The sequence below is a fragment of the Blautia sp. DFI.3.45 genome, assembly GCF_020593505.1.
In the GTDB taxonomy this organism is placed as follows: domain Bacteria; phylum Bacillota; class Clostridia; order Lachnospirales; family Lachnospiraceae; genus Blautia_A; species Blautia_A wexlerae.
Genome location: NZ_JAJDMI010000039.1, coordinates 1 through 26,250 on the forward strand (window position 1 = coordinate 1; position 26,250 = coordinate 26,250).

Annotated in this window: 27 protein-coding genes; 24 read left to right on the forward strand and 3 right to left on the reverse strand. The window is 41.4% G+C overall.

The annotated features are described in order from the left end of the window. Window positions 1–217 precede the first annotated feature (217 nt). Window positions 218–1,885 (forward strand): glutamine--tRNA ligase/YqeY domain fusion protein, encoded by a 1,668-nt coding sequence (locus LJE09_RS12710; protein WP_055053751.1) that lies wholly within the window; start codon window positions 218–220, stop codon window positions 1,883–1,885. A gap of 109 nt (window positions 1,886–1,994) precedes the next feature. Here LJE09_RS12710 and LJE09_RS12715 read toward each other — a convergent pair whose 3' ends face one another. Continuing rightward, a complete protein-coding gene (locus LJE09_RS12715) occupies window positions 1,995–2,399 on the reverse strand; it encodes a hypothetical protein (protein WP_044956000.1) in 405 nt (134 codons plus the stop codon). A 219-nt stretch (window positions 2,400–2,618) separates the two neighbouring features. Between LJE09_RS12715 and LJE09_RS12720 the strand changes: the two genes are divergently transcribed. From LJE09_RS12720 to LJE09_RS12750, 7 genes are all read left to right on the forward strand, one after another. Continuing rightward, complete coding sequence (locus tag LJE09_RS12720; protein ID WP_055057254.1) at window positions 2,619–3,212, forward strand: Maf family protein; 594 nt, start codon at window positions 2,619–2,621, stop codon at window positions 3,210–3,212. A gap of 6 nt (window positions 3,213–3,218) precedes the next feature. After that, the gene (locus LJE09_RS12725; RefSeq protein ID WP_227311407.1) at window positions 3,219–3,884 is read left to right on the forward strand and encodes an HAD family hydrolase; all 666 of its coding nucleotides are present in this window, start codon (window positions 3,219–3,221) and stop codon (window positions 3,882–3,884) included. Beyond that, window positions 3,877–4,680, forward strand: coding sequence for an HAD family hydrolase (locus LJE09_RS12730; protein WP_020993369.1), 804 nt, complete (start codon window positions 3,877–3,879; stop codon window positions 4,678–4,680). Before LJE09_RS12725 ends, LJE09_RS12730 begins: the two co-directional genes overlap by 8 nt. Window position 4,681: 1 nt before the next feature. Next, window positions 4,682–4,939, forward strand: coding sequence for a glyoxalase (locus LJE09_RS12735; RefSeq protein WP_008705512.1), 258 nt, complete (start codon window positions 4,682–4,684; stop codon window positions 4,937–4,939). Between the two features lie 322 nt (window positions 4,940–5,261). Then, window positions 5,262–7,919 (forward strand): hypothetical protein, encoded by a 2,658-nt coding sequence (locus tag LJE09_RS12740; RefSeq protein ID WP_227311408.1) that lies wholly within the window; start codon window positions 5,262–5,264, stop codon window positions 7,917–7,919. A 268-nt stretch (window positions 7,920–8,187) separates the two neighbouring features. After that, window positions 8,188–10,260 (forward strand): molecular chaperone HtpG, encoded by a 2,073-nt coding sequence (gene htpG / locus LJE09_RS12745; protein WP_227311409.1) that lies wholly within the window; start codon window positions 8,188–8,190, stop codon window positions 10,258–10,260. A gap of 353 nt (window positions 10,261–10,613) precedes the next feature. Further along, window positions 10,614–10,943 carry a sporulation initiation factor Spo0A C-terminal domain-containing protein gene (locus LJE09_RS12750; protein WP_008705507.1) on the forward strand — a complete coding sequence of 110 codons (330 nt, stop codon included), beginning with the start codon at window positions 10,614–10,616 and terminating at the stop codon, window positions 10,941–10,943. A 13-nt stretch (window positions 10,944–10,956) separates the two neighbouring features. On the opposite strand, the gene LJE09_RS12755 is transcribed toward LJE09_RS12750, so the two are convergent. Continuing rightward, window positions 10,957–11,457: a DUF5721 family protein gene (locus tag LJE09_RS12755; protein WP_020993367.1), complete on the reverse strand. Its 501-nt coding sequence runs from the start codon at window positions 11,455–11,457 to the stop codon at window positions 10,957–10,959. Window positions 11,458–11,710: 253 nt separating this feature from the next. Here LJE09_RS12755 and LJE09_RS12760 point away from each other — a divergent pair, with 253 nt between their 5' ends. Continuing rightward, window positions 11,711–12,550: a DegV family protein gene (locus LJE09_RS12760; protein ID WP_025579480.1), complete on the forward strand. Its 840-nt coding sequence runs from the start codon at window positions 11,711–11,713 to the stop codon at window positions 12,548–12,550. A 74-nt stretch (window positions 12,551–12,624) separates the two neighbouring features. Then, a complete protein-coding gene (locus LJE09_RS12765) occupies window positions 12,625–13,098 on the forward strand; it encodes a hypothetical protein (RefSeq protein WP_025579482.1) in 474 nt (157 codons plus the stop codon). Window positions 13,099–13,230: 132 nt separating this feature from the next. On the opposite strand, the gene LJE09_RS12770 is transcribed toward LJE09_RS12765, so the two are convergent. Further along, window positions 13,231–13,431 (reverse strand): cold-shock protein, encoded by a 201-nt coding sequence (locus LJE09_RS12770; protein ID WP_008705499.1) that lies wholly within the window; start codon window positions 13,429–13,431, stop codon window positions 13,231–13,233. Between the two features lie 274 nt (window positions 13,432–13,705). Here LJE09_RS12770 and LJE09_RS12775 point away from each other — a divergent pair, with 274 nt between their 5' ends. The 14 genes from LJE09_RS12775 (at window position 13,706) to LJE09_RS12840 (ending at window position 26,248) form a co-directional block, all read left to right on the forward strand. Beyond that, the gene (locus LJE09_RS12775; RefSeq protein WP_008705497.1) at window positions 13,706–14,992 is read left to right on the forward strand and encodes a dihydroorotase; all 1,287 of its coding nucleotides are present in this window, start codon (window positions 13,706–13,708) and stop codon (window positions 14,990–14,992) included. 33 nt (window positions 14,993–15,025) lie between these two features. Then, window positions 15,026–15,952, forward strand: coding sequence for an orotidine-5'-phosphate decarboxylase (gene pyrF / locus LJE09_RS12780; protein ID WP_227311410.1), 927 nt, complete (start codon window positions 15,026–15,028; stop codon window positions 15,950–15,952). A gap of 10 nt (window positions 15,953–15,962) precedes the next feature. Beyond that, window positions 15,963–16,751, forward strand: a complete 789-nt coding sequence (locus LJE09_RS12785; protein WP_173705208.1) for a dihydroorotate dehydrogenase electron transfer subunit — start codon at window positions 15,963–15,965, stop codon at window positions 16,749–16,751. Then, on the forward strand, window positions 16,751–17,653 hold the full coding sequence (locus LJE09_RS12790) for a dihydroorotate dehydrogenase (protein WP_025579486.1): 903 nt from the start codon (window positions 16,751–16,753) through the stop codon (window positions 17,651–17,653). Before LJE09_RS12785 ends, LJE09_RS12790 begins: the two co-directional genes overlap by 1 nt. Before the next feature lie 26 nt (window positions 17,654–17,679). Then, on the forward strand, window positions 17,680–18,360 hold the full coding sequence (pyrE, locus tag LJE09_RS12795) for an orotate phosphoribosyltransferase (RefSeq protein ID WP_025579488.1): 681 nt from the start codon (window positions 17,680–17,682) through the stop codon (window positions 18,358–18,360). Window positions 18,361–18,438: 78 nt separating this feature from the next. Further along, window positions 18,439–18,591, forward strand: coding sequence for a hypothetical protein (locus tag LJE09_RS12800; RefSeq protein WP_022380872.1), 153 nt, complete (start codon window positions 18,439–18,441; stop codon window positions 18,589–18,591). A 25-nt stretch (window positions 18,592–18,616) separates the two neighbouring features. Then, on the forward strand, window positions 18,617–19,090 hold the full coding sequence (locus LJE09_RS12805) for a VanZ family protein (RefSeq protein ID WP_008705487.1): 474 nt from the start codon (window positions 18,617–18,619) through the stop codon (window positions 19,088–19,090). Further along, window positions 19,074–19,394 (forward strand): DUF6142 family protein, encoded by a 321-nt coding sequence (locus tag LJE09_RS12810; RefSeq protein ID WP_008705486.1) that lies wholly within the window; start codon window positions 19,074–19,076, stop codon window positions 19,392–19,394. The genes LJE09_RS12805 and LJE09_RS12810 overlap by 17 nt, the downstream gene beginning before the upstream one ends. A gap of 53 nt (window positions 19,395–19,447) precedes the next feature. After that, complete coding sequence (locus LJE09_RS12815; protein ID WP_044955998.1) at window positions 19,448–21,466, forward strand: aminopeptidase; 2,019 nt, start codon at window positions 19,448–19,450, stop codon at window positions 21,464–21,466. Between the two features lie 233 nt (window positions 21,467–21,699). Further along, window positions 21,700–22,200 (forward strand): 5-(carboxyamino)imidazole ribonucleotide mutase, encoded by a 501-nt coding sequence (purE, locus tag LJE09_RS12820; protein ID WP_008705484.1) that lies wholly within the window; start codon window positions 21,700–21,702, stop codon window positions 22,198–22,200. Between the two features lie 49 nt (window positions 22,201–22,249). Next, window positions 22,250–23,275: a phosphoribosylformylglycinamidine cyclo-ligase gene (gene purM, locus LJE09_RS12825; RefSeq protein WP_008705483.1), complete on the forward strand. Its 1,026-nt coding sequence runs from the start codon at window positions 22,250–22,252 to the stop codon at window positions 23,273–23,275. After that, on the forward strand, window positions 23,269–23,910 hold the full coding sequence (gene purN, locus LJE09_RS12830) for a phosphoribosylglycinamide formyltransferase (RefSeq protein ID WP_008705482.1): 642 nt from the start codon (window positions 23,269–23,271) through the stop codon (window positions 23,908–23,910). The genes purM and purN overlap by 7 nt, the downstream gene beginning before the upstream one ends. Before the next feature lie 25 nt (window positions 23,911–23,935). Next, entirely contained in the window at window positions 23,936–25,210 is a 1,275-nt protein-coding gene (gene purD / locus LJE09_RS12835; RefSeq protein ID WP_055151959.1) for a phosphoribosylamine--glycine ligase, read from the forward strand. A 315-nt stretch (window positions 25,211–25,525) separates the two neighbouring features. Continuing rightward, window positions 25,526–26,248, forward strand: coding sequence for a DNA alkylation repair protein (locus LJE09_RS12840; RefSeq protein ID WP_025579496.1), 723 nt, complete (start codon window positions 25,526–25,528; stop codon window positions 26,246–26,248). The last annotated feature ends 2 nt before the right edge of the window (window positions 26,249–26,250 follow it).

The window sequence follows — 26,250 nt, forward strand, 5'->3', positions numbered from 1 at the left end:
TTGCCGCAGGCAATCTGGAATTTTGGCTACGTTACTGTGAACGGAGTGAACAGTAACGTCTGAGAAATATAAGGCCTGTCACTGTTGTGTAAACGGTTGACAGATGGAATTTCCAATGATAATATAAATTCATTCGACATAAAAAATATTCAGTTGTATTTTTTATATATAGATGTGTGAAAAAACAGTATAAAACACGACAACAGGAGGGAAGAAGATGGAGAACGAAACAGTTTCCAAAAATTTTATTGAGAATATCATTGATAAAGATTTAGCAGAGGGTGTTTATGACACCGTGCATACACGTTTCCCACCGGAACCGAATGGATATCTTCATATCGGTCATGCGAAATCTATTCTTTTAAACTATGGTCTTGCACAGGAATATAACGGCAAGTTCAACATGCGTTTTGACGATACAAACCCGACCAAAGAAAAGAGTGAGTTTGTAGAATCCATCAAAGCAGATATCAAATGGCTTGGTGCAGACTGGGAAGACAGACTGTTTTTTGCATCTGACTATTTCGAACAGATGTATGAAGCTGCTGTAAAGCTGATCCAGAAAGGCAAAGCCTATGTATGTGACCTGACAGCAGATCAGATCCGTGAATATCGTGGAACTCTTACAGAGCCGGGTAAAGAAAGTCCATACAGAAACAGAAGCGTAGAAGAGAACCTGCAGCTTTTTGAAGAGATGAAAGAAGGCAAATATGCAGACGGAGAGAAAGTGCTTCGTGCCAAGATCGATATGGCATCTCCGAACATGAATATGCGCGACCCGGTTATCTATCGTGTTGCTCATATGACTCACCACAGAACAGGTGATACATGGTGCATCTATCCAATGTATGATTTCGCCCATCCCATCGAGGATGCGATTGAGGGAATCACACATTCCATCTGTACTCTGGAGTTTGAGGATCACAGACCACTGTATGACTGGGTTGTAAAAGAATTGGAATACCCACAGCCACCGAAGCAGATTGAGTTTGCAAAACTGTATCTGACAAATGTAGTTACAGGTAAACGTTATATCAAGAAACTGGTAGAGGAAGGCATCGTAGACGGATGGGATGATCCGCGTCTGGTTTCCATCGCAGCACTGCGCCGCCGTGGATTTACACCGGAATCCATCAAAATGTTTGTAGAACTCTGCGGTGTATCCAAAGCAAACAGCTCTGTTGACTATGCAATGCTTGAATACTGCATCCGTGAGGATCTGAAACTGAAACGTCCACGTTTGATGGCTGTTCTTGATCCGATCAAGCTTGTGATTGATAATTATCCGGAAGGCGAAGTAGAATATCTGGAAGCTCCGAACAATATGGAGAATGAAAAACTGGGAACCCGTAAAATACCGTTTGGCAGAGAACTCTATATTGAGAGAGAAGACTTCATGGTAGATCCGCCTAAGAAATATAAGAGAATGTTCCCGGGCACAGAGGTTCGTCTTATGAACGCATATTTTGTAACCTGTACAGGATATGAAGCTGATGAAGATGGAACTGTACGTGTTGTACACTGTACTTATGATCCTGCAACAAAGGGTGGCAATGCGCCGGATGGCAGAAAAGTAAAAGGAACCATTCACTGGGTAGAAGCAAGTCAGGCAGGAAAAGCAGAAGTACGTCTCTATGAGAATATCGTAGACGAGGAGAAGGGTGTATACAACAAAGAAGATGGTTCTCTGAATGTAAATCCGAACTCTCTGACAAAAGTTACTGCATATGTAGAACCTGCACTTATGGAAGCAAAAGGCTATGACAGCTTCCAGTTCGTAAGAACAGGATTTTTCTGTGCAGATATCCATGATTCTAAAGAGGGTGCACCGGTATTCAACCGTATAGTGTCTCTGAAGAGCTCATTTAAACTTCCGAAAGCATAATGAGACTGAAATAGTAATATAATCAGAATAAAAAGGGAATGTTGCTTCTACGATTGTATAATCGTGAAGTAACATTCCTTTTTGGTTACGTTACTGTGAACGGTAACGTTTATTCTTCAGATTCAGATGCAGCGTCCATAGTCTCTTCAAAATTCTCGGGTTCATCGGCATCTTCTTCCTCTTCTGCATCTTTAATCTCAACTTCAGCAGCTTTATCGGAAGACTTCTCAGAATCGTCTGTATCAGCAGCTTCTTCAGCTTCTTCGCTTTCGGTGTCATCTGTTGCAGACTGTTCGCCTGTATGTTCCCAGGACTGGAAATCTTCGGCAGGTTCCTGATCTTCCTTAGCAGTTTCCTTTTCATCAGTCAGATCGAAATCATCAAAGTCATCTTCAAAATCAAAATCCTCTTTACAGGATCCTTTTTTGGCAATAAGGGCAGCTACAGCACCGGCAGCAGCTGCTGTAAGGGCACCTATTGCAACATATCCCCAGTATTTATTAATTTTAGCCATGATAATCATAAACTCCTTTCTGATATTCTCCTATTTTTGACAGCGAGTCAGGATAAAAATATCTTTTACTCCTGACACCATTTTATTCAGCTATAGGTTATTGTTATTTTAATACTTTTCAGATAAAAAGGAAAGCGAAATTTTATGGAAAGAGTTAATGAAAGCAGTTGCATACCAAAAAGATACAAGGTATACTATGACAGGAAAGAAGAGGTTATTATGAGAAAAATTATTTTGGCATCTGCTTCACCCAGACGAAAAGAACTGTTGGAACGGGCTGGCGTGGATTTTGAAGTGCTGCCTGCATCAGGTGATGAGAATCGTATCTCAGACAATCCGGGAGAGGCAGTAAAACAGCTGGCTTCGGATAAAGCAGCTTCTGTTATCCGCACTATGAAAGATAGTGCCGACGGAACAATTGTGATCGGATCTGACACAGTGGTAGTGTTTGAGAATGTGATCCTTGGCAAACCTCATGATACAGAGGATGCAGTGAATACATTAAAGAAACTTCAGGCAAATACTCATCAGGTATATACCGGCGTTTCTGTATGGGAAAAGAAAGAAAAAGTCTGGACAGAACATACTTTTTATGAAAGTACAGATGTGACTTTTTATCCGGTTTCAGATGAGGAGATCAGAGAGTATGTTGCTACAGGAGAGCCTATGGATAAGGCTGGAAGCTATGGCATCCAGGGACTTTTCGGAATTTATGTAAAGGGGATCAGCGGAGATTACAATAATGTGGTAGGACTCCCGGTTGCCAGATTATTTTATGAAATGAAGAAATCAGGAATTAACTTAAGAGGATGACAAAAGATGATTAAAGCATGTATATTTGATTTGGATGGAACACTGGCTGATACGCTGGATTCCATGGCTTATGTGACTAATATTATTATGGAAAAATTCGGGTTGAAAACACTTCCGGTGGATAATTTCAGATATTACAGCGGAGAAGGGGCAAATATGCTGATCCGCCGCGCACTTAAGGATGCGGGGGATCCGGAACTTGCGCATTATGATGAGGGACAGAAGCTTTACCGGGAAATGTTTGAAGCAGATCCGATGTATAAAGTAGTTCCCTATAAGGGAATGCCGGAAACCTTAAAGAAATTGAAGGAACATGGAATGAAGCTGGCAGTTTGTTCAAATAAACCTCATCCTGCAGCTGTGAAAGTAATTGCGCAGCTTTTTGACGGGGAATTTGATATGGTAGTTGGTCAGAGCAAAGCAATCCGCAGGAAACCGGCACCTGATGGTCCGCTTATGGTTGCGGAGAAATTTGGTGTAAAACCGGAAGAATGTATGTATGTGGGAGATACAAGTACAGATATGAAGACCGGTAAAGCAGCAGGAATGTATACAGTAGGTGCGCTATGGGGCTTTCGTGACCGAAAAGAACTGAATGAGAATGGAGCAGATCTTGTCGCTGAGAAACCGACAGATCTGGTAAAAATTTGCGAGGAACATGGAAATGATTAAGTTGGTTGCAAGTGATCTGGATGGGACGTTACTTTTACATAAGGCACAGTCTCTGCCTGAAGAAATTTTTTCGCTGATCAGGCAGTTAGAGGAACTGGGGATTATGTTTGTAGCAGCCAGTGGAAGGCAATATCCGAATATGACAAAGCTGTTTGCACCTGTTGCTTCAGAGATTTCCTATATTTCGGAGAATGGTGCACTGGCAGTGGATCATGGAGAGGTACTGTATCAGGATTCTTTTGACAGAAAGCTGGCAGGGGAGATTATTTCTGCAATCCTGGAAAAGAAGGATGCCGAGTTTACCTGTTCTGCAAAGGATTACCACTACCTGATGCCGAAGACAAAGAGATTTCATGACCATATGTTATATGAAGTAAAAAATGAATGCAGATTTGTAAACAGCATGGAAGAGATGACGGCTCCTATCATGAAGCTGGCTGTGTTTGAACCGGCCGGCCTTACAGAAGAATCTGTGAAATACTGGATGGACAGATTTGGAAAAGAATGTGTTGTTGTCACTTCGGGAAATGAGTGGATTGATTTTATTCCTTTTGGAACAAACAAGGCAAAAGGAATCAGAGAATATCAGAAAAGATATCATATTTCGCCGGAAGAATGTATTGCGTTCGGAGACGAATATAATGATATAGAGATGCTTAAAGCGGTAAAATATGGCTTTGCCATGGAGCATTCCAAGGAGGGGGTACGGGCAGCTACGTCCTATATGACAAAACAGGTTGAACCGGTCCTTGAGAAGCTGATCCGGGCAAAGGGAAAGATTGAGGAGGTTATTTAAATTGTTTACAGAAGAATGTATTAATACGTTTCTTGAAAATCAGGAGCAGCTTTTTCCACAGGCGGTAGCAGAATCATATGAAGCAGCGGAAGCATTCCTTGAGGATTGCATGGCGCAGGTTGTGGATTCTATTGAAGAAGTGAGAGAATATCTGGAAGAGTCAGGCGCTGATGTGGAAGGAATGTCAGATGAAGAACTGGAAGATGCAAGTGAAGTATTTGCTCTGCCGGATGGAAAATATCTGATAGTAGAAGGATAAAAACTGTTCGGTCAAATTATGGATATCACGTGATATATCGGAGAAATAACTGTAAAACACAGTTCGGTCCCTGAATATTGGAGAAAATTGAACTCTGATACTCAGGGGCTGAAGTTGTTTTAAGGGAGAAAATACAGATTACATTTCCGGAAAATGTGATGCTATAATGCTTTTATACAGAGAAAAACGATGTTGTGGTCTGTGATGGGAATGAAAAGGGCAGACAGACACAGAAGCATCACAGAACTGTAATTATTCAGTACCTTCAGAGCGGCTGCTGAATAATTACAAATCTTATTATAAATGAAAAGGAGGACTACAGATGGAGAGAAAGAGATTTCTTGCAGTTGTAATGACTGTGATGATGGTTATTTCAATGATTCCATCCATGGTTTTTGCGGCAGCTCCGTCAGGAGAATTGGGCGGTAAGCTTAAGATTAAGGGACTGGCAGCTGTAGGCGTAGTAGTGAGTGCAGATTATGCAAAGGTTACACCGGAAGAGGTTACAGATGAAGATTTCACTTTTTCCTGGTCAAGACAGACAGGGGAGAAGGAGTTAACACAGGTAGGTACTGAGAAGACCTATACGATCACTCAGGATGATCTGGGATGCAGACTGGTGCTTGATCTGACCCCTGTAGATGGAAGCGGACTGACAGGTACTCTTACTGCAAAGACGTTAGAGGTAGCTGCAACTGAAGAAGAGGCGAAAGCAGAGGATACACAGCAGGCAGAAACGGCAGATGGAACAGAGAATGCACAGTTGGAAGAAACAGCAGATAATGCAGAAGGCAGTCAGGATTCTGAAAATCAGGACACAGATAGAACAGAAGATGTACAGCAGGATGCAGGAAATGAACAGGAAGATGGATCTCAGAACACAGAAGGTCAGCCGGAGGAAACAACAGAAGGTACTGATGATTCCCAGATGAAAATTTATACAGAAGATCAGCTGCAGGTGGATGAGAACGGAAATGTGCAGACAGATGGATCAGAGAAAGATGGACAGGCAGCAGGTGAAGATGATAAAGATAAAAAGACTTACGAAGCGACTGCCACTGTAGAGGACAGCGAAGATCAGATTTGTGATTTTGGAACAGTAAAGAGTGATCTTGAGGATGTGGAAGCACAGTATGTGCAGATTACGAACACCGGAAATGAGAACTTGAATTTTCAGGAGATCAGTCCGGAACATTTTATGGTTCAGGATATTACAGAACCGCTGAGTGCAGGTGAATCTGTAAGCGTATGGATACAGCCGAGAGAAGGACTGGAACCGGGTGAATATGATGATATGATCACATACCGGACGGAAGAAGGTATTGAGGTTTCTTTTGAAGCGAAGATTACAGTTGAAGGTGAGGATGATTCATCAGATGACGAAGATCTGAAGCCTTCGGATGAGCCTTCTGCAGAACCGACAGAGACGCCGGATGACAGCGAGGCTCCATCGGCAGGTGACAATGCAGATGCATCTCTTGAGGCACAGTCTCTTGAGGTAAATACAGGAAGTCTTAATTTCAGCGATATCGAAGAAAATTATACACAGGCCAATGAGACACTGTCCGTAACCGTAACAAATACAGGGGATGGAACTGTCACTTTAAAGATACCGAAATCAGATTATTTTGAGGTGATGAACGAAGATGGAAGTGAAGCTGTATCAGGAATACAGATTGCAAAAGGTGATTCTCTTATGTTCATGGTACAGCCAAAAACCGGTCTGACGAAGGGGGATTACAGTGATACCCTGATATTTGAAAGTGAAGAGGATTCGGAAGTGGCAGCGCAGGTAACTGCGGAAGTATCTGTAAAAGAGGCAGAACAGGAACAGATCACAGCAGTTCAGGCAGATCCGGAATCTTTCAGTTATGATGATCTGAAGGAAGGTTATGATACTCCTGAAGCGACGACCATTACACTTACCAATACAGGAAATACAACTGTTTCGCTGATGCAGCCATATGCAGAGTATTTTGATATTGGGGAACTTTCGGCATCAGTGCTGGAGCCGGGAGATTCTGCTGCATTTACAGCAGTACCGGTGAACGGTCTGAAAGTCGGCAATTACCTGGACAGTATTCAGATAGCCCAGACCAGTTCGGAAGGACAGGAGGATGTATTGACAACAATCAAAGCTTCTGCGACTGTTTCGGAAGTGAAAAAGATTTATAAATTATCCGTAACACCGGAAGAACTGAATTTTGGAAAAGCAAAAGAAGGATATAGTGAGGCACCGGAAGCGCAGAAAGTTACAGTGACGAATGAGGGGAATACAAATGTAACTTTAAATGCACCGTCAGGTAAAAACTTTAAAATCGGGAAACTTTCAGCCACAGAGCTTGCACCGGGGGAGAGCTGTACATTTAAAATCCGCCCGAAGGAGGGTTTAAAGGCCGGCTCCTATACAGAGTCAGTTGTGATTGATAATAAACAGCAGATCAGTGCAGAAGTGAAAGTTCAGTTTACGGTTAAAGCTGCCCGCAAGGCGAAAATTGCAGATCCGACAGATAATAAGATTACAGGAATCAGTTCAGATGGATACACAACACAGTCAAAGATTACATTTACAGCAGTCGGAGCGGGTATGGACAATGAAAGTCCGGGAAAGGGAGATGTCCGCTATGTACCGTATAACTGGAAAGTGATCAATACAAATAGCTGGAGCAGTGCACCTTATACTGCTGCATTTGGAATTACGAAGGCCGGAACCTACACATTGACAGTTACATTTGACCGTCAGAAGTATAATGGAAGTGAATGGAAGAATACAGGGGAGCAGGATACTAAACAGGTGAATTTCAGTATTACACAGGCGCAGACTGTAACTGCAACTCCGACTCCACAGCCGAATGGAGCAACTGCGAAATCAGCGGTAAAGACAGGAGATACGACTAATATCACACCGTTTGTGATTATTCTGGCGATTGCAGCAGGATGTATTGTGGGAGTTGTGGTATACAAAAGACGAAAGAAATAAGAGTTATCTGAAGAAAAAAATACAGGGGAATATGTAAAATATAAAATTATTAGCACTCATTTTTAGTGAGTGCTAATTTTTTCTTGACTTTTGGAATAAATGGTATTACTATATCTTTCAGAGAAGCAACTTACAGGAGTCAAAAGCTATTTCAAAGGATAAACAGGAGAGGATAGTTTTGACTCCGGAGGCAGAGCAGATAAGAATGCAGTATATTGACAGATAAAGTTGCGGCAAATGATTAAAAACAAAAAGGAGTGTGGACAGCATGGCTGTAAAACATGGAAATTTATCAATTAACAGTGAAAATATTTTCCCAATCATCAAGAAATGGTTATATTCCGATCATGATATTTTTGTAAGAGAGCTGGTCTCCAACGGATGCGATGCGATCACTAAACTGAAAAAACTGGAAGTAATGGGAGAATATACTTTTCCGGAAGGATACAAACCGGAGATTCAGGTAATTGTTAATCCTGATGAGAAAACTCTGAAATTCATCGATAATGGTATTGGCATGACTGCTGATGAAGTAGAGAAATACATTACCCAGATTGCTTTTTCAGGTGCAACTCAGTTTCTTGAGAAATATAAAGACAAAACTACAGATGATCAGATGATTGGTCATTTTGGACTTGGATTTTATTCTGCATTTATGGTAGCGGATGAAGTGCATATTGATACACTTTCCTATACAGAAGGTGCACAGCCTGTACACTGGTCCTGCGATGGCGGAACAGAATATGATATCCAGGAAGGTAACAAGAATACGATTGGTACAGAAATCACCCTGTTCCTGAATGAAGACTGCCTGGAATTTGCAAATGAGTACCGTATGCGTGAGATTCTTGAGAAATACTGTTCCTTCATGCCGGTTCATATTTACCTTTCCAAAGCAAATGCACCTCAGGAATATGAGACAATTGATGAATCTGAGTTAAGAGACGATGATGTAGTTGTTGAACATATTCATGAGGAAGCAAAGACAGAAGAAAAAGAAAATGATAAAGGTGAAAAGGAAGTTGTTGAAATTTCTCCTGCAAAGGATAAAGTAAAGATCAATAAACGTCCGGTTTCTATCAGTGATATTAATCCGCTCTGGATGAAGCATCCAAATGAATGTACAGATGATGAATACAAGGAATTTTACCGCAAGGTATTTATGGATTATAAGGAACCGTTATTCTGGATACATCTGAATATGGATTATCCGTTTAATTTAAAAGGTATCCTGTACTTCCCGAAGATCAATACAGAGTATGATTCCATTGAAGGAACGATCAAACTTTATAACAATCAGGTATTTATCGCAGATAATATCAAGGAAGTAATTCCTGAATTCCTGCTTCTTCTGAAAGGTGTGATCGATTGTCCGGATCTTCCATTGAACGTGTCACGAAGCGCATTGCAGAATGACGGATTTGTACAGAAGATTTCTGAATACATTTCCAAAAAAGTGGCAGATAAGCTTACCGGAATGTGCAAGACTGACAGAGAATCTTATGAGAAATACTGGGATGATATCAGCCCGTTTATTAAATATGGCTGTATTAAAGATACTAAGTTTGCAGAAAAAATGGGAGATTATGTACTCTTTAAGAATCTTGATGGCAAATATCTCACATTAAAGGACTGCATTGAAGAGAATAAAAAAGAAACAGAAGAAACTGAGGCTCAGACAGAAGAAAAGAAAGAAGATGCAGCAGAGTCTGAAAACAAAGACACTGCGGAAGCGAAAGAACCTGAGAAGACAGTAATTTTCTATGTAACTGATGAAGTTCAGCAGAGTCAGTATATCAATATGTTTACGGAAGCAGGAAAAGATGCCGTTATCCTGAAGCATAATATTGACAGTGCATTTATTTCCAGTCTTGAGCAGAAACATCAGGAAGTACAGTTTAAGCGTATTGATGCTGATCTGACCGAAGAAATGAAGGGTGAGGGTACTGCAGATGAAGAAACTGTCAAAGCACTGACAGAACTTTTCCGCAAGAGCCTTAATAAAGATAAACTGGAAGTACATGTTGAGAATCTGAAAAATGAAAATGTATCAGCAATGATGACTCTTTCCGAAGAGAGCCGCCGTATGCAGGATATGATGAAGATGTATAATATGTATGGAATGGATCCGAATATGTTTGGCGGACAGGAAACACTGGTTCTGAATGCGAATCATCCATTGGTTAAATATCTGGCAGAGAATCAGGAATCTGACAAGGCTCCGCTTATCTGTGAACAGCTGTATGACCTTGCGATGATGAGCCATAAACAGCTTTCACCGGACGAAATGACCAGATTTGTTCAGAGAAGCAATGAAATCTTGCTGATGGTTGCAAAATAAGATAGAAAGCAGGCAATTTGCCGGCAGATCAATGAGAGGACAGATACGCTTGTCAGAATAGCAGAATATCAAATAAGGAGCGGAGAATAACTTTTGCTCCTTATTTTTGTGGAAAACAATTACATTGGTATTGACAAATGTCTTATGAATTCCTATTATTAAGTTGCCGATATTTTAATGAATATGCCGAATCCGCAGAAAATATAACGGGTTACAGAGAATAGTGACTGCAATGGTGCTTCCGGGCAGCCAATATCGTGACTTTCATTTACTTATAGAGAAATGTGTGTAAATAAATGAGATATCCAAATCTGTAAAAACACAGATTATGGAAGTTACAGGAGGAACGATGTATGAGTGCAGTTTATGGAGTTATTAGAAAATTGGGTGCAACATCAAAGTATAAAGGATATTATTATGTTGTGGATGCAGTAGAAATGGCACAGAAAATTTATGAGCGACCGGTAAAAGTCACCAAAGATATTTATCCGGTCATTGCAAGAAAATATAAATCAACGCCGTCTAATGTAGAACACAACATAAGAACACTGGTAAACTTATGTTGGATGAATCATAAGGATACACTGGAAGAAATGGCAGGGTGTACAATGGCAGATAAACCGACGAACAGTGAGTTTATAGATATTCTGGTCTATTATCTGCGTTATTCGGATAAAGACTGATAACAGAATCTACTCATAATTTCTCACAGGGAATGTGATGACTGGAGAGAAAAACAGTCATGGAATCATCCCAGAGATGTTCCAGACGTTTATCCGGACTGAATGAAGTATAAGAAACACCTGTTGTACATAAAAGGGACTGGTTCTTGTACCGGATATTCAGATAAAAGCTTTGCACAGGAATATCTGCAATATGCTGTTCATTTTTTAACAACGACTGTGTCTGATCATGAGAAAGTTCAAATACAATCCTGAAATTCAAAGGTGTGCGTCTGCCGCGTATGATAGAAAAACAATAAGGTTTTACATCATGCCAGAGGGAATATTCTGTGGAATTCTCCTCAAAAGCAGCCTTTGTGTCAGTATCAAAGAAATCGTAATGAAGTTTTCCGTTTATGGTAAAAGTGTTGAAGGTTGTCACAGATGCCTCGACAAGAGAAAAACGGTCAAATACCTCACCGATCAGGAGTTTATTCATAAAATCTTTTACATCAGTAATTTTTAAAGCAAGCATACAACACCTCTCTGATAACATGATTTACAGCTGTTCAGAATTAAAAAAGACTTCTGGATTGCTGCATATTTCTGAACATATTTTGTGGATCAGGCAGCGCTTCCTGCACTTTGCGGGAAGCGTCTTTTTATTATAAAGCACTTTTGAAAAAAAGAACAGTGTTTTTATTAAAAAGTCTTTTCAAACGTAAAGCGGTGTGATAAGATATATCTGGTATTGAATACTACATATAATGGAAAAGAGGACGATATAATTGAGATATAAGATTATCATAGATAGTTGTGGAGAACTTTTGGACGAATGGAAGAAAGATGAATGTTTTGAATCCATTCCACTGACTCTGATGGTAGGAGCTGAACAGATCATAGATGATGAAACATTTGATCAGGCAGAGTTTATTGATAAAGTGGCAGCCTGCCCGGAATGTCCGAAATCAGCCTGCCCGTCACCTGAGAGATATATGAGAGCATATGACTGCGAGGCTGAGCATATTTATGCAGTGACTTTGTCTTCTGAGCTGAGTGGTTCCTATAACAGTGCGTTGCTTGGCAGAGATCTTATTATGGAAGACCATCCGGATAAAAAAATACATGTGTTTAATTCACGTTCCGCATCCATCGGGGAAAGCCTGATCGGAATGAAGATACAGGAATGCGAAGAAGCAGGGATGAGTTTTGAAGAAGTTGTTTCAACTGTGGAACATTATATTGAAGGACAGCATACATTTTTTATACTTGAGAATCTTGATACTTTGAGAAAGAACGGCCGTCTGAGCAAAGTGAAAGCGTTAGTGGCCAGTGCATTGAAAATCAAACCGGTCATGGGTTCTACGGATGATGGAAATATCTGCCAGCTGGATCAGGCAAGAGGTATGAATCGTGCTCTGATCAAGCTTGTAGAGCAGGTAATCGAGAAAACCCCGGACAGTGCAGAGAAGGTTCTTGCCATCAGTCACTGCAATTGTCCGGCAAGAGCACAGGTGCTCAAAGAGGCTTTTGAAGAGAGAATGAAACTTGCAAAGATCGTAGTCCTTGATACAGCGGGTGTAAGTTCTATGTATGCAAATGACGGCGGAGTGATCGTTGCAGTATAAACTAATTGTTTTCTTTTGCAGTAAAGTGTGCTATAATCAGAAAATACGAAATATTGATGCAAAGGAGATCTATCATGAGCCAGAAGAAAGTCGATGCTTATAAGGCCAGAAAAGGACTGCATAACAAAACAGACAGAAAAGAAAAAGTACTTTTTGGACTGGAAATGTTTGCCTGGGCATTCATTTGTGTTGTGATTGTTGCATGGATTGGTTATTCTGCATATGTAAAAGTGACAGGAGCCAAAGAGAATGTGGTTCAGAATACAGTAATGGATACTACTGCACTTGACAATTACATTTCGAATCTGTCAACAGATGCATCCGATGATACAGACAGCACTGATGCAGATACAGCGGAGGAAGAAGATACAACAGCTTCCACTGATACAGACAGTGAAGATGCTGATGCAGCAGACGCAACCGCAGATGATTCTGAAACGGAAACCGCAGATAAATCTGAAGAAGCAGATGATACAAATGTAGCAGACGATAAAGCTGCAGAAACAGCAGATTCAACAACGGATGCAGACAGCGCAGATGCTAAATAGAAATTGAATCTCTGATGGATTCACAGAAGAAAAGCAATAAAAAATCCCCGGATGATCCGGGGATTTTTTTGAGGTTTAATCCGTATAGAAAAGTGCGGAATTCAATCCTCTCGCGTTAACAAAAATTATAAATTATAATTTTGTAACGTTTGCAGCCTGCATACCACGAGCGCCTTCTGTTAAGTCGTATGTTACAGCCTGTCCTTCTTCAAGGGATTTGAATCCTTCACCATTGATAGCGGAGAAATGTACAAATACGTCTGCACCGTCTTCACCAGTGATAAATCCGTAACCTTTTTCTGCGTTGAACCATTTTACAGTTCCCTTGTTCATGTTGTTACCTCCATAAAAAATAAAAAAATTATATAGTTTCTGGCAAATAAAAAAATCACCAGATTTTACAGATTATATACTGTTATATAATCTCTAAAAACCAGTGACTATACATTAAATAATCCAGATATGAACTGATTATATCTCCCGCATTTTGAATTGTCAAGCAAAAAAGACTGCACATCAGTAAAAAAAGGCTTTATAAAAGAAGAAGTTTCGTGTATTATGTATATCAGAAAGTTATTGTCAAACGACAACGAAGGGAGAGAATTGCATGGGTATTCTGATTCAGGGAGGACGTATCGTAGATGCGGCTACTGACACTGATAAAAAAGGCGATATTTATCTGGAAGATGGCGTGATCACCGAGATCGGTGAGAAACTTAAAATAAAAGATAAAAGCGACAAAGTAATAGATGCGAAGGGATGTCTGGTAATGCCGGGACTGATCGATCTTCACGTTCATTTCAGAGATCCGGGACAGACACAGAAAGAGGATATAGAGACAGGTTCCCGGGCTGCTGCAAGAGGTGGTGTGACAACGGTTGTTGCAATGCCGAATACAACACCGGTAATTGACAGTCCGGATCGTGTAAATTATGTGCATAATAAGGCAAAACAGCTTGCCGGCATTCATGTGCTCCAGGCAGGTGCCATTACGCAGGGGGAGAAGGGACAGGAACTTTCTGATATCGAAGGAATGGTAAAAGCGGGAATCCCGGCATTATCTGAAGACGGCAAATCTGTTATGAATACCAGACTTTGCAAAGAAGCTATGGAAGTGGCAGAGAAATTCAATGTTCCGATCTTTGCTCACTGTGAGGATATTGATCTGCGCGGTGATGGATGTATGAATGAGGATGAGAATGCGCGGAGACTTGGTCTGCCAGGTATCTGCAATGCAGTTGAGGATGTGATCGCAGCGAGAGATATTCTTCTTGCCAGAGAGACAGGGGCAAGACTGCATCTGTGCCATTGTTCCACAGAAGGTGTTGCGAAGATGATGGAGATTGTGAAGGAAGAGGGATTGGACAATATCACAGCAGAGGTTTGCCCGCATCATTTTATCCTCACTTCCGATGATATTAAATGTGATGATCCAAACTATAAGATGAACCCTCCTCTTCGTACGAAGAAAGATGTAGATGCACTGATCCGAGGACTGAAGGATGGTTCCTTTAAAGTGATCAGTACAGATCATGCACCTCATGCAGTGCCGGAGAAGACAGGCTCTATCCGGAATGCGGCTTTTGGCATTGTGGGAATTGAGACAAGCTTTGCATTGTCTTATACTGCACTTGTAGAAACCGGAATTCTTACAATCTCACAGCTTATTGAGAAAATGAGCTGGAACCCAGCACAGATTCTGGGAAGTGACAGAGGTACACTTCAGAAGGGACATCCGGCAGACATTGTCATTGCAGACATTGATCACGAATATAAAATAGATAAAAATGAATTTGCTTCCAAAGGACGCAACACACCATTTGACGGATGGAAAGTAAAGGGAAAAATTCTCTATACAATCTGTGATGGAAAAGTTGTATACCAGAATGCATAAAAATACCATATCAATATTCAGGAGGAAAGACTCATGATCAACAAACTTATTAAAAACATTAAAAAAACAAACGCTCCTATCGTAGTAGGACTGGATCCGATGCTCAACTATATCCCGCAGCATATTCAGAAGAAAGCTTTTTCTGAACTGGGGGAAACATTAGAGGGAGCAGCAGAAGCTATCTGGCAGTATAATAAAGGAATCGTTGATGCGATCAGCGATCTGATTCCTGCAGTGAAACCACAGATCGCAATGTATGAGCAGTTTGGTATTCCGGGCTTAATGGCATATAAGAACACCATTGATTATTGCAAAGAAAAAGGTCTGGTAGTTATTGGAGATATCAAACGAGGTGACATTGGTTCCACATCTGCTGCATATGCAGTCGGACATCTGGGTAAAGTTCAGGTGGGAAGTAACAGAATCGCAGGTTTTGACGAAGATTTTGCGACAATCAATCCATATATGGGATCTGACAGTGTCAACCCGTTTATCGATGTATGTAAAGAAGAGAACAAAGGGCTTTTTGTACTCGTAAAAACATCCAATCCGTCCAGCGGAGAGTTTCAGGACAGAATCATTGACGGACGTCCGCTTTATGAGTGGGTTGGAGAGAAGGTTGCCCAGTGGGGAGAATCACATATGGGAAATGAATACAGCTATGTAGGTGCTGTAGTAGGTGCAACCTATCCGGAAATGGGAAAAACTCTCCGTAAGATCATGCCGAAAACCTTCATCCTGGTACCGGGATATGGTGCACAGGGCGGAAAAGGTGCCGATCTTGTTCATTTCTTTAATGAAGACGGACTTGGTGCGATCGTCAACTCTTCCAGAGGAATCATTGCAGCTTACAAACAGGAAAAATATGCTTCCTTTGGTGAATTAAATTATGCAGATGCATCCCGCCAGGCGGTAAAAGATATGATCGAAGACATCAGTACTGCTTTAAACAATCGCTAGGAGGCATAAAATGAGCGAAAAGACAAGAGAAATCTGCACTGTTGTAAGTCAGAAGAGCATTGGTGCAGGCATTTACAGTATGTGGATCCAGACTGACAGAATCGCAGCAGATGCGAAACCGGGACAGTTTGTATCTCTTTATACAAATGATAAATCCAAAATTCTTCCCAGACCGATCAGTCTTTGTGAGATTGACAAAGAAAATGGCCGTCTTCATCTGGTTTACAGAGTGACCGGACAGGGAACCGGAACCGATGAATTTTCACAGATGAAAGCCGGAGATACCATTCCGGTACTGGGACCTCTGGGAAATGGTTTTCCTGTAGAGAAGGCTGAGGGGAAAAAAGTTTTCCTTATGGGTGGTGGAATCGGTGTTCCTCCGATCCTGGAACTTGCAAAGCAGATGAAATGTGAGAAAAAACAGATCATTGCAGGATACAGGGACTGTCATACGTTCCTCAGAGAGGAATTTGAGGCGGCGGGAACACTTTATATTGCCACAGAGGATGGCAGTGTGGGAACAAAAGGCAATGTTATGGATGCTATCAGAGAGAATGCTCTGGAAGCGGACATGATCTATGCCTGCGGACCAACTCCGATGCTTCGTGCAATCAAGAAATATGCCGAAGAAAATGGGATTGAATGTTATATTTCCCTGGAGGAACGTATGGCATGCGGAATCGGTGCCTGCCTTGCCTGTGTGTGCAAATCCAGAGAAAAAGATGCACATAGCAATGTGAATAATAAGAGAATCTGCAAGGATGGCCCGGTATTTCTTTCTACGGAGGTGGAAATCTGATGGATATGAGTGTAAATATTGCCGGCGTAGAGTGGAAAAATCCGGTAACAGTGGCATCCGGAACCTTTGGTTCAGGAGCAGAATTTGCTGATTATGTAGATATTAATAAGCTGGGAGCAGTGACAACCAAGGGCGTAGCCAATGTCCCGTGGGTCGGAAATCCGACTCCGCGTGTGGCTGAAGTTTACGGAGGCATGATGAATGCGATTGGTCTGCAGAATCCTGGTATCGATCTTTTCTGTGAGAGGGATATTCCTTTTTTGAAACAGTATGATACAAAGATCATTGTAAATGTATGCGGTCATGCGCCGGAAGAATATCTGGCAGTGGTGGAACGTTTGGCAGATCAGCCAATTGATATGATGGAGATTAATATTTCCTGCCCGAATGTAAATGCAGGATTCCTTGCATTTGGTCAGGATGCACATCATGTAGAGGAACTTACCGCTCAGATCAAAAAGATTGCAAAACAGCCTGTGATCATGAAGTTAACACCGAATGTCACAGATATCACAGAGATTGCAAAAGGTGCGGAAGCAGGCGGTGCAGATGCGGTATCCCTGATCAATACACTGACAGGAATGAAGATTGATATCAACAGGAAGACTTTTGCGCTTGCAAATAAAACCGGTGGTGTTTCCGGACCGATCGTGAAACCGATTGCTGTCCGTATGGTTTATCAGGTTGCACAGGCAGTCAATATCCCGATCATCGGAATGGGCGGAATTTCCTGCGCAGAGGATGCAATTGAGTTTATTCTTGCAGGAGCCAGCGCAGTATCTGTGGGTACGGCAAATTTCCACAATCCGGCAGTGACACTGGACGTGATCGATGGAATTGAAGCGTATATGAAGAAGAATGGATTCAATTCCGTAAAAGAGATGGTTGGTATTGTAAAATAAAACAGATACAGGAGGCATAACATAAGATGGAACAGTATAAACAGGAATTTATTGAATTTATGGTAGACAGTGAAGTTCTGAAATTCGGAGAATTTACCCTTAAAAGCGGAAGAAAGTCCCCGTTTTTTATGAATGCAGGCGGATATGTGACAGGTTCTCAGTTAAAGAAACTGGGTGAGTACTACGCACATGCCATTCATGATAAATATGGCGATGATTTCGATGTGCTTTTTGGACCTGCATATAAGGGAATCCCGTTAAGTGTTGTAACTGCAATTGCATTCAGCGAATTATATGGAAAAGAAATCCGCTACTGTTCAGACCGTAAGGAAGAAAAAGACCATGGTGCAGATAAGGGAAGCTTCCTCGGAAGTAAATTAAAAGACGGCGATCGTGTAGTGATGATCGAAGATGTAACAACATCCGGTAAATCCATGGAAGAGACAGTACCGAAGGTAAAAGGTGCGGCTGATGTGGAAATCGTCGGTCTTATGGTTTCTCTGGACCGCATGGAAGTCGGAAAAGGCGGCGTGAAGTGTGCCCTTGACGAAGTCCATGACCTTTATGGGTTTGAAACAAATGCGATTGTTACAATGAAAGAGGTCATTGAACATCTTTATAATAAAGAATATAAAGGAAAAGTAATCATTGACGATACATTGAAAGCCGCAATCGACGCATATTATGAGCAGTACGGTGCAAAATAAGCAAATACAGGTAACAGCGATTTATAAATAAGATATCATGATCTGCGAAAGCAGATCATGATACTGATGAGGACGATTATGAACGAAAAAATTTATAAAACCATGTCTTCCACAGGAGCCTGCAGTCTGACAGTCGGGATCATTGTACTGGCAACGGGAATCGTAACAGGGATCATGATGATCGTAAACGGTGCAAGACTGCTGAAAAAGAAATCAGAGATATTGATATAAAAGGCTTCAGAAACAGGAGAAAACATTGAAAAAAGAAACGAAGCATATCATACGGACACTGGGAACCATTTTGTTTATCCTGTATGTTCTGGCACTGATTTATTTTCTGTTCTTTTCAGAAGAATACGGAAGAGCAGCAATGGAAGAAAGACAGTACAGATATAATCTGATACCGTTTGTTGAGATAAGGCGTTTCTGGGTATACAGGAAACAGCTTGGACTTATGGCGGTAGTTACAAATCTTTTTGGAAATGTAATTGGTTTTCTTCCATTTGGATTTATACTGCCGGTTATTCTGGACAAAATGAGAAGCGGATGGCTGATCGTACTGGCAGGATTTGGGCTTAGTGTTACGGTAGAGGTCATCCAGCTTATTACAAAGGTTGGGTGCTTTGACGTAGATGATATGATATTGAATACAGCAGGGGCGGCTCTTGGATATCTGCTTTTTTTTATCTGCGATCACCTGAGGAGAAAAATTTATGGCAAAAAGATATAGATATGCGTTTGCAAAGAAAAGAGAGGCACAGCAGGGAAAACTGTCAGCAGTGCTGGCGGCTGTTTCACTGGTTTTATTTGTGACTGCAGTTTTGCTGGCATTTTTTTTGCAGGGACAATACGGATATATTGTAGGCGGGATCAGTCTTTGCGCAATGCTTCTGTCTGTATATGGATTTGCGATGGGACTGAAAAGCTTTTCAGAAGAAAACCGGACACACAAAGCAGGTATGATCGGCTCTATTGCAAACGGAATCATAATGATCGGATGGCTGGGAATCTTTCTGATGGGAATTTCCGGCTGATTAACAGGGAAGTCTGATAGAAAAAGGAGAAATATAGTTTGGACGAATGGGTTATGGAACGGTATGAACTGGCGAAAGAAAGAATCGCTCAGATACCGGACGAGAAAATGGCAGAAGAACCGTACTGCGATTTTTTTACAAAAGAAGCAATGTTTTTACAGCAGGTGATTCATGTGATGGACCATGGAATTGCGGGGAAAAATCTTGAAGAACTTCAGGAACAGAATCATGAATTATATCAGGATATTCTGCCCGAAAATTATGAAAATTCTTATGGAAATCCTGCATATGCACAGAAAATGCTGGGAGAATACGGAAAAGTATTTACCTTTCTTTATACAGAGCTTCATGGCACGATTGCTTATGCGTTTGAAAAAAAAGCATGGGATCTTACGGTTGTACTTGAATTGTTTCTGGAAATCTATTCTGCATTTACGCAGGAAGAAATTCCTGCTGAGAAACAGGTGAAAGAAATTCTCGTTTCCTATGTGAATGACTACTGCCAGGATATGGTGGAAAATCGGATCAGAGAGGCGATTGATCCTGAGAATAATTTTGTGGTTGAAATGATCATGGATTCTGATCTGAGCGATCTGAGTTATCTGTATCAGTCCGGCGAATATGTATCGGAAAATGAACTGAAAACAGCAGAATTTATGAATTCACTTTCCCAGAGGGAAATTGATGAGATGGCACGTACTTATACAGAAGGCTATCGGATGGGATTTATCACAGGAAGAAAAGATATTACAAAGAAGAAAACGGTTAATATACGTTATCATCTTGGCTTTGAGCGTATGGTAAAAGCGGCTGTTCTTCAGTTCCGGGAGATGGGGCTGCAGACGGTTATTTACCGCCATGCACTTCATGCGGTGAACAGACGGAATCAGTTCAGAAATGGATTTACAGGAGGAATTGCAAATCCGCAGTTTGATTATGACCATAGACAGGACAGTGCGCTGTTTCTGGATCCGGATTTTGTAAAGCGTAAACTTCGTGCCATGCAGACTTCTTATGATGAATATGCAGATCTGGCAGATGTACATGGCGGACCGGCTGTGATCGAGACATTTGGAGAGAAACCGTTTTCACCGGTAAGTAAACCGGAAAGCTGGGCGTTTACAGAAGCACAGCAGAAGCTTCAGCTGGAACTGGACAATGAATCCGGTCAAATCACAAATCGTTATATCAAAGGTGAGGAAAGAAGTTTTACGATCATTGCTTATCCGATACCTGAGATCGGGGAGGATTTTCCGGAAATTTTCCGCGAGATCGTAAAGATCAATACATTGGATTATAAGAAATATCAGAAGATCCAGCAGACGATCATAGATACTCTTGATACCTGTGAATGGGTGGAAATCAAGGGAAAGGGAGAGAATGAGACAGATCTGCTCATTCATCTTCACACATTAACAGATGCGAAAACACAGACAAATTTTGAGAACTGTGTGGCAGATGTAAATATTCCTCTGGGTGAAGTATTTACTTCACCGGTACTTGCAGGAACAGGCGGAATGCTTCATGTTTCAAAAGTATATCTTAACGGACTGCAGTTTTGTGACCTGAAGCTTGTGTTTGACTGCGGACAGGTGATCGATTACAGCTGTTCTAATTTTGAGACAGAGGAAGAGAACCGTAAATATATTGAAGATAATATTCTGTTCCATCATCCGAAACTTGCAATGGGAGAATTTGCAATCGGAACTAATACAACAGCTTATGTGGCAGCGCAGAAATATAATATCGCAGACAAACTTCCGATTCTGATCGCGGAGAAAATGGGACCGCATTTTGCGGTTGGTGATACCTGTTACAGCTGGTCAGAAGATACTCCGGTCTATAATCCGGATGGTAAAGAGATCATCGCAAGGGACAATGAGATTTCCGAGATGCGAAAAGAAGACGTCAGCCTTGCTTATTATGGATGTCACACAGATATTACGATCCCATATGACGAACTGGGAAGCATCCGTACGATTGATGATGAGGGGGATATGATCTCTATTATTGAAGATGGAAGATTTGTCCTTCCGGGTACGGAAGCTCTGAACGAGCCGTTTGGGGAATAAAGGCATTTTCCTGTTAAGTTCGAAATACAAAAAAATTTATTAGTTCGTTAAAATATTTCTTTGCATTAATTTTATTGACAGAAAAAGGGAATCTTAGTAGAATCTACGGTTAGAGAGGGTTTTGATAAAATCTTTTCTGACCGTACTTTTTTTATCAATAAAATAAAAACAAAGTCCCGGACAGATAAAATCTGGTCTGTCTGAGAATACTTGAGAAGAAAAGGAGAATAATCATGGCAAAAGTAGGAATTGTGATGGGCAGCGACTCAGATATGCCGATCATGAGCAAAGCAGCAGACATTCTGGAGAAACTGGGAATTGATTACGAGATAAAGATCATTTCCGCACACAGGGAACCGGATGTCTTTTTTGAATATGCAAAAACAGCAGAGGAAAAAGGCTTTAAAGTAATCATTGCAGGTGCAGGAATGGCAGCTCATCTGCCGGGAATGTGCGCAGCAATCTTCCCGATGCCGGTTATCGGAATTCCTATGCACACCACTTCTCTGGGAGGAAGAGATTCCCTTTATTCTATCGTACAGATGCCGTCAGGAATCCCGGTTGCAACAGTCGCTATCAACGGAGGCGCAAACGCAGGACTTCTGGCAGCTAAGATACTTGCAACATCAGATGAGGAACTTCTTGCAAAATTAAAGGCTTACAGCCAGGAATTAAAAGAACAGGTGGAAGCAAAAGACGCAAGATTACAGGAAGTCGGATATAAAAATTACTAAGATAACTCAGGTCCATAAACAGGATCAGGGGTAAAAACGGAGGATTATCATGGATTACAAGACCGCTGGAGTAGATATTGAAGCAGGATATAAATCAGTAGAGCTGATGAAAGAGCATGTAAAGAGAACCATGCGTGAAGAAGTGCTGGGAGGACTGGGAGGATTTTCCGGTGCCTTTTCTCTTGCTAAGATCAAAGAAATGGAAGAACCGGTATTATTATCAGGTACAGATGGATGTGGAACTAAAGTAAAACTTGCTATGGTCATGGACAAGCATGACACCATTGGCATTGATGCAGTTGCCATGTGTGTCAATGATATTGCATGTGCAGGCGGAGAACCATTATTCTTCCTTGATTATATTGCATGTGGTAAGAATTATCCGGAAAAGATCGCAGCTATCGTAGGCGGCGTTGCAGAAGGCTGTGTGCAGTCAGATGCAGCTCTGATCGGCGGTGAGACAGCAGAGCATCCGGGACTGATGCCGGAAGACGAATATGACCTGGCTGGTTTCGCAGTAGGTGTCTGCGATAAAAAAGAGATGATCACAGGTGAAGAACTGAAAGCAGGAGATGTTTTGATCGGTATGGCATCCACAGGGGTTCACAGTAACGGATTTTCTCTTGTCCGTAAAGTTTTTGATATGACAAAGGAATCTCTTGATACTTATTATGAAGAACTTGGAACAACACTTGGTGAAGCACTTCTGGCACCAACCAGAATCTATGTAAAAGCATTAAAGAGCATTAAAAATGCCGGAGTTCGTGTGCACGCATGCAGTCATATCACAGGCGGCGGTTTTTATGAAAATATTCCGAGAATGCTTAAAGAGGGAACACGTGCAGTTGTGGAAAAGAACAGCTATCCGGTACTTCCAATCTTCAAACTTCTTGCTGAAAAAGGCAATATTGATGAACAGATGATGTACAATACTTATAACATGGGACTTGGAATGATCCTTGCTGTAGATGCAGCAGATGTGGACAAAACAATGGAAGCGATCAAAGCAGCAGGTGACACTCCGTATGTAGTAGGACGTATCGAAGATGGTGAAAAGGGAGTGACTTTATGTTAAAAGTCGGTGTACTGGTTTCAGGAGGCGGCACGAATCTGCAGGCTATCCTGGATGCCATTGACTGTGGAAAGATTACAAATGCAGAAGTTTCTCTGGTTATCAGCAATAATCCGAAGGCTTATGCGCTGGAGAGAGCGAAGAACCATAACATAGAAGCCGTATGTATTTCTCCGAAACAGTATGAAAGCAGAGAAGAATTTCACAAAACACTTCTGGAAAAGCTGAAAGAGAGTGGCGTAGAGCTTATCGTTCTGGCAGGATTCCTCGTAGCAATCCCGCCGATGATCGTGGAAGCATATCCAAATAAGATCATTAATATCCATCCGTCACTGATTCCGTCTTTCTGCGGAGTTGGTTATTACGGACTTCATGTGCATGAGAAAGCGTTAGCAAGAGGGGTTCGTGTTACAGGCGCTACGGTACATTTCGTTGATACTGGCACAGATACCGGTCCGATTATTCTTCAGAAAGCAGTGAAAATTAAATCTGATGACACTCCGGAAGTTCTCCAGAGACGTGTCATGGAGAAAGCAGAGTGGAAAATTCTTCCTAAGGCAATCAATCTCATTGCCAATGGCAAGGTGAAGGTTGTGGATGGAAGAGTGGAAATAGAAGAATACGATACGGAAGAGTAGATACAAAAAGGAGCGGCAAGATAAAATGAAAGTCTTAATTGTAGGTAGCGGTGGCAGAGAACATGCGATTGCATGGAGTGTTTCAAAAAGCCCGAAAGTAGATAAAATTTATTGTGCACCTGGAAATGCAGGAATCGCAGAGCTTGCAGAATGTGTAGATATCGGTGCAATGGAATTTGAGAAACTTGCTGATTTTGCACAGGAAAAAGAAATCGATCTTACGATCATTGGCATGGATGATCCGCTGGTCGGTGGTGTCGTAGATGTATTTGAGGCCCGCGGTCTGAAAGTATTCGGACCAAGAAAGAACGCTGCGATCCTTGAGGGATCTAAAGCTTTCTCGAAAGATTTAATGAAGAAATATAATATCCCGACAGCAGCATATGAGAATTTTGATGATCCTGAGAAAGCACTGGAATATCTCCGCACAGAAGCCAGATTTCCAATTGTCCTGAAGGCTGATGGTCTTGCACTCGGCAAGGGAGTACTGATCTGTCAGGATCTGAAAGAGGCAGAAGATGGCGTAAAAGAGATCATGGAAGATAAGAAATTCGGAAATGCCGGAAATACCATGGTCATCGAAGAATTTATGACAGGACGTGAAGTCTCTGTGTTATCATTTGTAGATGGAAAAACTATCCGTACAATGACATCCGCACAGGATCACAAACGCGCTCAGGACGGTGATCAGGGATTGAATACGGGCGGAATGGGAACTTTCTCCCCGAGTCCGTTCTACACAGAAGAGGTAGATGAATTCTGCAGGAAATATGTATATCAGCCGACAGTGGACGCAATGGCTGCAGAAGGACGCCCATTTAAGGGAATCATTTTCTTTGGTCTTATGCTTACCGCAGATGGCCCGAAGGTATTGGAATATAATGCACGCTTCGGAGATCCGGAAGCACAGGTAGTCCTGCCACGTATGAAGAATGATATCATTGAAGTAATGGAAGCTTGCGTAAATGGAACACTGGACCAGGTAGACCTTCAGTTCGAGGATAATGCAGCAGTGTGCGTAGTACTTGCAAGTGATGGATATCCTGTAAAATATGAAAAAGGTATCCCAATGTACGGCTTTGAAAATTTCAAAGGCAAAGACGGATATTACTGCTTCCACGCAGGAACCAAACTGAAAGACGGTCAGATTGTTACTAATGGTGGTCGTGTTCTGGGAATTACTGCGACAGGCAAAGATTTAAAAGAAGCAAGAAAGAATGCATATGAAGCTACAGAGTGGATTACATTCGCAAATAAATATATGCGCCATGATATTGGAAAAGCAATTGATGAAGCATAAAAAATATTGATGTTTAAAAATAAACAGGAGACAAAGCTGGGATAAAAGTCCCATTCTTGTCTCCTGTTTTATGGTTGGCAGATACTTCTTCTGTCCAAAATGATCTCGATGTAATATTTTTTGAAAGAACGATAGAATCCACATAAATTATTTTGCATAAATAATACGAGCGATTTCCTTTACTTTTCATGCAATCTGTTATAAAATAGAAAAGTGCTGTAAAGCAAAGTTACAGATTGAGATGAATTGTAACGTAGCAGAAACAGCAAGGAGAAAGTTACTGTTCAGCATATGCACAGTAATGGGAGAAATATTATGAACAGGAAAAGTCAGAAAGAGATTCAGGTGACGACACATATGGTGCGCCAGTTTCTGCAGGAGAATGAAGATACCGGTTATCGGGATTTTCACAGCAATCTTCTGCCGGGTGTGGATAATGTTATGGGAATCAGACTTCCGGTGTTGCGAAAATTTGCAAAGCAGCTTTCTGGTATGGACTGGCAGGAATGGTTTGAACAGGCGGATGACCAGTGGTATGAAGAAACGATGCTTCGCGGATTGGTGAGTGCTTATGCAAAGATGGAATGCAAAGAACGCTTAACATATGTGGCAAAATTTGTGCCGGACATTAATAACTGGGCAGTATGCGATTGCTTTTGCAGTACATTAAAAGATGCAGATAAATACCAGACAGAATACTGGGATTTTATTGAAACGTATTTTACTTCGAATAAAGAATACGAAGCAAGATTTGCGGCAGTCATGCTTCTGGGACATTTTGTGAAGCGTGAATATTTGAAAGAGAGTATCAGACGTCTGGAGAGTATCACTCAGCAGGGATATTATGCAAAGATGGCAGTGGCGTGGGCAGTATCTGTATATTTTGCGGCATTTCCGGATGAGATGCTGACATACTTGCAGGACGGTCACAAACTGGATGAATTTACATATAAGAAATCACTACAGAAGATCACAGAGTCTTATCGTGTTGATAAGGAAATGAAAAAGATCATAAAAGAAATGAGACAGAGAGGATAAAA